Consider the following 7,208-nt stretch of genomic DNA (forward strand, 5'->3'; position numbering starts at 1 on the left):
TCCTTGTACTTGTCCGCTTCCTTGTTGGCCCGAGTCACCCACGAATCAGCCGACGACAGCTTGGACTTCGCGGACGACAGATCCGCCTGCGCCTCCCGCCCCTTCACGAGCGCCTTGTCGGCGAGTGTCTGGGCACGCTCAAGCTCGGGCCAGTACGCCGCCAGCGCATCCCCCGCCAAGTCGTACGACTTCTTCAGCTTCTTGAGATTCTTCGGCACCCCGGAAAACTCGTCCCGGAACACCTCGGCCGTCTTACCGACCATCGTCAGGACGGCATCCTCGCCCGCCATCCCATTCACCAGCCGCAACGCATCCTGCACGTCATCGGCGAAGTCATGCAGGCTCTTGGCCAGGGACTTCACCCGGACCGGATCCCCCGGCGTCGGATCCTTCTCCAGATCCAGCACATGCCAGTCCGTCGGCCGATACCCCGCCACGCCGCAACCCCCGTCGCACCAAGCCCGTCAACCACACATATGCACAAGTGAAGTTACTTGGTACGGGCGTTCGGCGCGAAGATCGGCCGATCAGCCCGTCAGTGGTCGCCCAGCCGCCGCGTGAGCCTCTGCACCGCCTCGTCGGGCGTGGGTGCCAGCAGCCAGACGCTGTCCATGCCGGCGTAGACAGCCCCGTCCGGCGCCATGGCCAGGTACTGGTTCCCGCGGTCACGCATGCCGACGGGGTAGAGGCTGTCGACACCCGCCTGCTCTGCCAGATCCTCGATGATCTCCGCGTCCCAGAACGCCGACAGCGGATCCAGTCGGAACTCCATCCACGACGTGGTGTCCAGGGGATCGCGATAGGGCACACCCACCGCACCGAACTCCGCCAGAAAGCGGCGGGCGGCATCGTGGATCTCGTACTCACCACTCTGCAGAAGGGCGCTTTCCCAGGTGTCCGTGGGAATTGCCCGGCCCGGACGCCAGCCCCCTGCCCGCAGCACCCGATCCGTCTCCGCCGACCAGCGCACCCCGGCGTCCTCGCCGGCCTCCGCCATGTCGAACCTCCGCCAGAACGGAGAGGGGTCCGCCGGCACGTCGGGTGTCCATAGGGCTGCCTGCGCCCCTTGCCGCGTGACCAACCGGTCCAGCGCCTGGTCAATGGTCGTCGCCAGCGGTTCCGCCCGGTCCCGAAGCAGGTGCAGTGCTCCCTCTTCGGTGATCCCCAGGAAGCCGGCGCCTTCGTCCGCCGTGCCCACCGGGTAGAGCGGCGCCCCTGCTTCGCGGCTCGCCCGCGCGAACCGCTCGTCCTGCCAGGCGGCCGCGAGGGGGTCGAACCGGACGGCCGACGAAGTGGTGATCGAATCGGCGGGCCAGCCGTACGTCACCAGACCGCCGAACTCGGCGAGGAGCCGACGCGCGGCGTCATGAGCCACGAAGGCCCCGCGTTCACTCAGGACCGCTTCCCAGGTCGACGTCGGCACCGACCGCCCGGGACGCCAGCCCGCACGGCGCAGCACGTCCTCGGTCTGCGGGGACCAGCCCCGTCGCGTCCGGTCATCCGCCACTTGCACCACCGCCCGATCACTCAGTTGTTGCCACGCCCCCCGCCGACCGCGCCATCGCGCCCCTTGCCCTCAGGAGCGGCGACCTCGCAGGGCCCGCCGCGCATCGCCGACCGCGTCCGTGGTCAGCATCCACCAGTACTCCAGCTTGTTCTGCACGGTCATCCGGACCATCTGCCACTTGAACCACGGCGGGAGTTGCCGGAACGCCACGTGGTCGAGGGTGTCGTCGATGGCGTTCTCCGCCATGCTCCTGCGGCCGTGGCCCTCCGCCCGCAGCGCGGCGTACAGCTCTGGTGTCAGTTCGCCGTTGAGCCGGGCCGCGGTGCCCGCCGCGGTGAAGGCGAAGCCGCGTTGGCCGATGTCCGGCAGCTGCATCGCCCTGACGATCCGAGGTGACGCCTCGGCCAGCGAGCAGTTGAAGGCCAGCCCGATCGCGGCGGAGCCCAGTGAGTCCTCTCCGCGTTCGTACGCCGCGTCCCACTCGACGGGATCGTCGAAGCGAAGCGGGCTCTCGTCACCGCCCCAGTCCCAGCCGCCCGTCGCCATGTCCCCTCCTCCCGATGCCGACCGTGCCGGCACAGAACCCGCCGTCCATCCCCGGCCTCCTGGCTACGCCCCGCCCACCATCGCGTCCTCGTCGTAACCGAGCTCGTCCTCGATGCCCAGCTCCTCCGCCGCATGCCATCTCAGTGGGTCCGGCCACTCCCCCGGGGCGCTTCCGGGGTGCCGATCCCGGCCAGCGCCTGCACGTGCCTTCCCTCCACCACCGACCGGTCAGCGTCCGTCCGAAAAGGGATCAGAGTGCCGTCCCCACTGGAATCGCCATGCCCCGTTCTCCTCGTCGGGAGCGACGCGCAGTCCTCGATCGGGGAGGGCGAATTCGTTGCGCACCCAGGCGTCCATCGCCAGCGCCGCCACCTCGGACCGGTAGTGGGCGAGGGGGAAGGTAAGCGCGGCGACCTCGACGAGCAGGCCGTCGGGATGCGCGGAGGACAGGTCGGCGGAGTGCACCGAGAGCCCGAAGGCGAGCCATGCGGCGTCGCGCCAATGGGTGCCGATCGGAAGCGCCAGCGATACCTTGCGGTGGATCTGCAGGCAGCCACCCCCGCCGGTACCTGGGAGGCGATGCTCCGCCGTAAGGTCCGCGGCCAAGCCGCCGTGCGAACAGGAGCTCCGGCGCCGGTACTTGAAAGTGCTACTCATCCCGCTGCCCCGCCTTCAGAGTCCACGCGGGCGAATCCTCAGGCGGCCGCGGGCGGATCCGCAGTCGCGTCACATCGATGCCCACGTCCGTGCTCGCGTCCCCCGTCGGAAGACGTCCCGCGTCGTCGGGGTAGTAGTACGGCCCGTATGCCCCTCGGTGGACCAGGCGTACGCCACCGCCCGCGCCCCATCGACCATCGAGCGTGCCCCACCTTCGTCTTCCGCCTGCGTGCACGCATAGCCTCTCCCCATGCCCCGCACCACCCCACCCCGCCCCCTCGACATCGCCGCCCTCTTCCCCGAGTTGGCGCCGATGGCCCGTACCGCCGTACGACTGCACCCGCGTGCCGGTGCGCCGACCGCCGCCGACAGTTCGATCGGCGGGCCGCTCCTCTGGCCGGCCCACGAACCGTGGCCCACCTGCCCGGATCATGCCGGTCCCTCGCACCGCGGTGTCGCCCCCGACGACGTACGGCTGGGGCGGCGCATCCTCGACGAGGCCTGGGACCGGCCGCGCGCCGAGGGCGCCGACCTCCTTACCCCCGAGGAGCGCGTCATCGTCGACCGCGCCTCGATCTCCGGCCGCACGCGGATGCCCCAGGACGGCCCGGCCCCCATGATCCCCGTGGTCCAGCTGTACGCCGCCGACGTCCCCGCGCTGCCCTGCCCGGCCGGTACCGATCTGCTCCAGGTCCTGTGGTGCCCCTTCGACCACGCCGCGGACCACCTCCCCGCGGTCACGCTCCGCTGGCGCGCCTCCACCGACGTGACCGACCCCCTCGCCACCGCCCCGCAGCCCTCGGTGATCGGCAACGACGACTACCTCCCCGAGCCCTGCGTACTCCACCCCGAGACGGTCACCGAGTACCCCGCCCCGCACGAACTGCCCGAGGACCTCGCGGACCGCATCGAGGCCTGGGAGGAGGAGCAGACCCCGGAAGAGCCTGAGGACGGGGATGAGCTGGATGAGCTGGATGACGTCACCGCCATCGGCTATCAGTACGACCTCAGCGTCGCTCCAGGTTGCAAGCTCGGCGGCTACGCCCCCTGGAGCTTCAGCGACCCGTTCTCCATGGCATGCCCCGAGTGCGGTTCGGCCGTGCGGCCCCTGCTCACGATCGACGGCAGCGAATGGGACGGCGGCAACGGCAGTTGGCGTCCTGTGGAGGACGCCGGCTATACGGGCCTGCACTACCGCGGCCCGTCCTGCGCGACCCAGCTGAACATCGGCCGCAGCTACAACTTGCAGCTGTACGTGTGTACGGTCGCGCCCGGCCATCCGCATGTGCAGAACTTGCAGTGACCCGGCCCTCAATCCCAGCTAGTTGCCTGCCGCCATGGGTGCCACGAACGACGCCCAGGCGGTGGGGCTGAGGGTGAGCCGCGCCCCGGCGGGGTTCTTGGAGTCACGGACGTGGACGACGGCAGGCGCCTTCGCTATTTCGACGCAGTCATTGATGTCACTGCTGTCGCTGTAGCTGCTCTTGAACCAGTGGAGTTCCGTGACGCTCATAGTTTCTCCCGCACTCGTTCGATGAAGGCCAGCGACTCCCCCGGTGTGAGAGCCTGCGCGCGGATCATGCCATACCGCAGTTCAAGGATACGAAGATCCCTGGGGGTGGTTACGGGGCGGCCGTTGAACGCACCTGGGCAACGGCCGATCGCTGTGCCGTCGACGAACTTCAGCACTTGGATCGGGCCGTGATGCACTCCGGCGTGCTGTTCCCGATCGGTCGGCATGACCTGAAGCGTGACGTTCCGCAACTGGCTCACCTCCAGCAGGTGGTCAAGTTGGCGGCGTAGCACCATCTTCCCACCGAGCGGGCGTTCCAGCGTGACCTGTTCCTGGACGAAACAGAGCGTCGGGGCGGGGTCCCTGGCAAAGATCGCCTTCCGTGCCATACGTGCGGCAGTCCCCCTTTCCACCTCGTCCTGCGAGTAGGCGGGTTGGGCCATCTCGAACAACGCCCGCGCATACTCCGGCGTCTGCAACAACCCCTGGATGTTGTGGTTGCTGTACTGCAGCAACTCGACCGCCCGGTCCTCCAACTCCTTCAGCTCCCGCACCTTCTTCGGGTACCGGGCCCTCTCCACATCCCCCTTGAACGCCTTGAGGTGCCCGCTCGCGTTCAGCACCTCGTCCGCCCGGTCCAGGAACTCCGGCCGTGGAATCCGCGCCCCGCGCTCGATCTTGCGGATCATGTCCTCGCCGTACCCGAGGGCCTCACCGACGTCGGCGACCCGCAGCCCGGCCGCCTCGCGACAGATCCTGAGCAGCCGCCCGACGGCCTCCACCAACGGCGCGCTCTCGTCCCCCGGTTCGAGGTCCCAGCCCGCCTCATCCACACCCTCACCGCTGCTCATCTCCACCCACCTCCAACACCCGCCCGCCCCCGTACGACACCCGAGACAGCCAAGACAGACCGGGACCACAGCGCGACAGTTCCGATACGCACAGTCGTAACCCCGGTTCAAAGTAGACACGGTTGGCCACGCTGTGTGACGTGAATCAAGAAACCGTCCGCAGCTTCAGCCTGCTCCTGTCAGCGACACCCCGCGGCGCCCGCCTCGCCCGGCGGTTCACGACCGAGCAAGTCCGCGCCTGGGAGCTGCCGTTGGACCCCGACCGTGCGGAGCACATCGTGGCCGAGCTGGCCGCCAACGCCGTCACGCACGGCCGCGTCCCCGGCCGCGACTTCCGCCTCACGCTGTACGTGATCGGCGGCACCCTCCGCATCGAGGTGACCGACGCCCGCGGCGACCGCCGGACCCTCGGCCCGCAGCACCCGGGCCCCGCCGACGAGTCGGGGCGCGGACTCGTCATCGTGGAGGCGCTTTCCGACCGTTGGGGCGTCACGCCCGGCAGACCCCCGCGCAAGACGGTCTGGGCCGAGCTCAACTTCGTACCGAACCCGGCACCGTCATCAGCACTGACACCGGCGCTGAAGCCCGCCGGCTCCGGACCCGCCCCCACCGGCCCCCGGATTCGCCCGTCCCGGTAAACGGCCGACCGATACCGACCGGCATCAAATGCTGTGCAAGAACCCGGGGAGAGAACCCACCAAATCCAGATCTTCGGCGCCCGTACCGGCACGGGCGCCGCCCCCTCCGACATCCACCCCACCTCCGACGGCTGACCTGCCGCGATACCCCGCCAGGGACTGACGGCGGCACCAGAGCCTCCCCGGCTCCAAGGCATCCCTCCGACAACTACTTGGCTAGCCACATAATCGGTGCTACTTTTTATGTGGCTGGCCACACAAACGTGGTCGGTGGTCGCCAGACCAGCTCACCGAAGGAGACAGCAGTCATGAAGGCCATCGTTTTCGACGCGTTCGGCGGCACCGAGGTCCTGCACCAGACCGAGGTCGAGGTGCCCCAGCCCGGCCCCGGCCAGGTCCGCGTCCAGGTCAAGGCCGTGGGCGTCAACCCGGTGGACGGAAAGATCCGCTCCGGGATCATGGAAGCCATCTTCCCCACCATCCTGCCCGCCATCCCCGGCGGCGAGATCGCCGGAATCATCGACGCCGTGGGTGAGGGCGTCGACCAGTACAAGGTCGGCGACGAGGTACTCGGCTGGTCCGAGACCGGCTCCTACGCCCAGTACGCACTGGCCGACGCGACCGTCCTCGCCCCCAAGCCGGCGGGGCTCGACTGGACACAGGCGGCCGCACTGCCCGTGGCGAGCGACGGCGCCGAGCGGGTCCTGGACCTCCTCGACGTCAAGGCCGGCGAGACGCTGCTGATCCACGGCGCGTCCGGCGCCCTCGGCACCATCGCCGTCCAGCTCGCCACCGCCCGCGGCGCCCACGTCATAGGCACCGCCGGCCCGAACAACCAGGAGTACGTCACCTCGCTCGGCGCCACCGCCCTCGTCTACGGAGACGGCTTGGTCGAGCGGGTCCGCGCGCTCGCCCCGAACGGCGTGGACGCCGTTTTCGACGCCGCGGGCAAGGGCGCGCTGGAGGACTCCATCACCCTGCGCGGCGGCACCGACCGCATCGTCACCACGGCCGACTTCCGGGCCCGCGAACTCGGCATCGTCTTCGCCGAGGGCCCGCAGCGCCGCTCGGCCACCCGCCTCGCCGAACTCGCCCGCAAGGCCGCCGACGGCGACTTGACCATCACGGTCGGCGCCACCTACCCGCTCGCCGACGCCGCCAAGGCGCAGCAGACGAGCGACGCCGGCCACGGCCGCGGCAAGCTCGTCCTCACCGTCGCCTGACGCTCCCGTACGCGGCACCCTGGGAGACTGCGCCAGAGATCGCGCCGTTCCTTCCGCCCTTGAGTTTCGGGTGCGGGTCCGGTGGGGGCTGGTCGCGCAGTTCCCCGCGCCCCTAGGGGGTGGGGGCCGGCCCCCGATGTTTTGCTGCGGGTCCGGTGGGGGTGGGCCGCGCAGTTCCCCGCGCCCCTTGCGGGGCCTGGGGCGAGGGCCCGTTGACCCGCTGCCGAACTTCACACCCTCGCCCCCACCCCCTAGGGGCGCGGGGAACTGCGC

Annotated in this window: 9 protein-coding genes; 3 read left to right on the top strand and 6 right to left on the bottom strand. The window is 69.9% G+C overall.

Annotated elements, in window-relative coordinates; genetic code table 11:
* From ACFWGJ_RS39645 to ACFWGJ_RS39660, 4 genes are all read right to left on the bottom strand, one after another.
* A partial coding sequence (locus tag ACFWGJ_RS39645) for a putative T7SS-secreted protein (RefSeq protein ID WP_387333817.1) occupies nucleotides 1–437 on the bottom strand: 437 nt, incomplete at its 3' end.
* Nucleotides 438–535: 98 nt separating this feature from the next.
* A complete protein-coding gene (locus ACFWGJ_RS39650) occupies nucleotides 536–1,507 on the bottom strand; it encodes an SUKH-3 domain-containing protein (RefSeq protein WP_387333818.1) in 972 nt (323 codons plus the stop codon).
* A 69-nt stretch (nucleotides 1,508–1,576) separates the two neighbouring features.
* A complete protein-coding gene (locus ACFWGJ_RS39655; protein ID WP_387333819.1) occupies nucleotides 1,577–2,053 on the bottom strand; it encodes a hypothetical protein in 477 nt (158 codons plus the stop codon).
* A gap of 228 nt (nucleotides 2,054–2,281) precedes the next feature.
* Entirely contained in the window at nucleotides 2,282–2,659 is a 378-nt protein-coding gene (locus ACFWGJ_RS39660; protein ID WP_387333820.1) for a hypothetical protein, read from the bottom strand.
* A gap of 301 nt (nucleotides 2,660–2,960) precedes the next feature.
* On the opposite strand from ACFWGJ_RS39660, the gene ACFWGJ_RS39665 reads away from it, so the two are divergent.
* Nucleotides 2,961–4,013 (top strand): hypothetical protein, encoded by a 1,053-nt coding sequence (locus tag ACFWGJ_RS39665; protein ID WP_387333821.1) that lies wholly within the window; start codon nucleotides 2,961–2,963, stop codon nucleotides 4,011–4,013.
* Nucleotides 4,014–4,031: 18 nt separating this feature from the next.
* Here the strand turns inward: ACFWGJ_RS39665 and ACFWGJ_RS39670 are convergent, their stop codons facing one another.
* Both ACFWGJ_RS39670 and ACFWGJ_RS39675 read right to left on the bottom strand, forming a co-directional pair.
* Complete coding sequence (locus tag ACFWGJ_RS39670) at nucleotides 4,032–4,223, bottom strand: DUF397 domain-containing protein (protein ID WP_381832635.1); 192 nt, start codon at nucleotides 4,221–4,223, stop codon at nucleotides 4,032–4,034.
* Nucleotides 4,220–5,074: a helix-turn-helix domain-containing protein gene (locus tag ACFWGJ_RS39675; protein WP_381832632.1), complete on the bottom strand. Its 855-nt coding sequence runs from the start codon at nucleotides 5,072–5,074 to the stop codon at nucleotides 4,220–4,222. The genes ACFWGJ_RS39670 and ACFWGJ_RS39675 overlap by 4 nt, the downstream gene beginning before the upstream one ends.
* Nucleotides 5,075–5,214: 140 nt before the next feature.
* Between ACFWGJ_RS39675 and ACFWGJ_RS39680 the strand changes: the two genes are divergently transcribed.
* Together ACFWGJ_RS39680 and ACFWGJ_RS39685 are read left to right on the top strand one after the other, a co-directional pair.
* Nucleotides 5,215–5,712 carry an ATP-binding protein gene (locus ACFWGJ_RS39680; RefSeq protein WP_387333822.1) on the top strand — a complete coding sequence of 166 codons (498 nt, stop codon included), beginning with the start codon at nucleotides 5,215–5,217 and terminating at the stop codon, nucleotides 5,710–5,712.
* Nucleotides 5,713–6,020: 308 nt separating this feature from the next.
* Entirely contained in the window at nucleotides 6,021–6,935 is a 915-nt protein-coding gene (locus ACFWGJ_RS39685; RefSeq protein WP_387333823.1) for an NADP-dependent oxidoreductase, read from the top strand.
* Nucleotides 6,936–7,208 lie beyond the last annotated feature (273 nt).

It is taken from the genome of Streptomyces sp. NPDC060205, assembly GCF_042728395.1.
Lineage (GTDB): Bacteria > Actinomycetota > Actinomycetes > Streptomycetales > Streptomycetaceae > Streptomyces.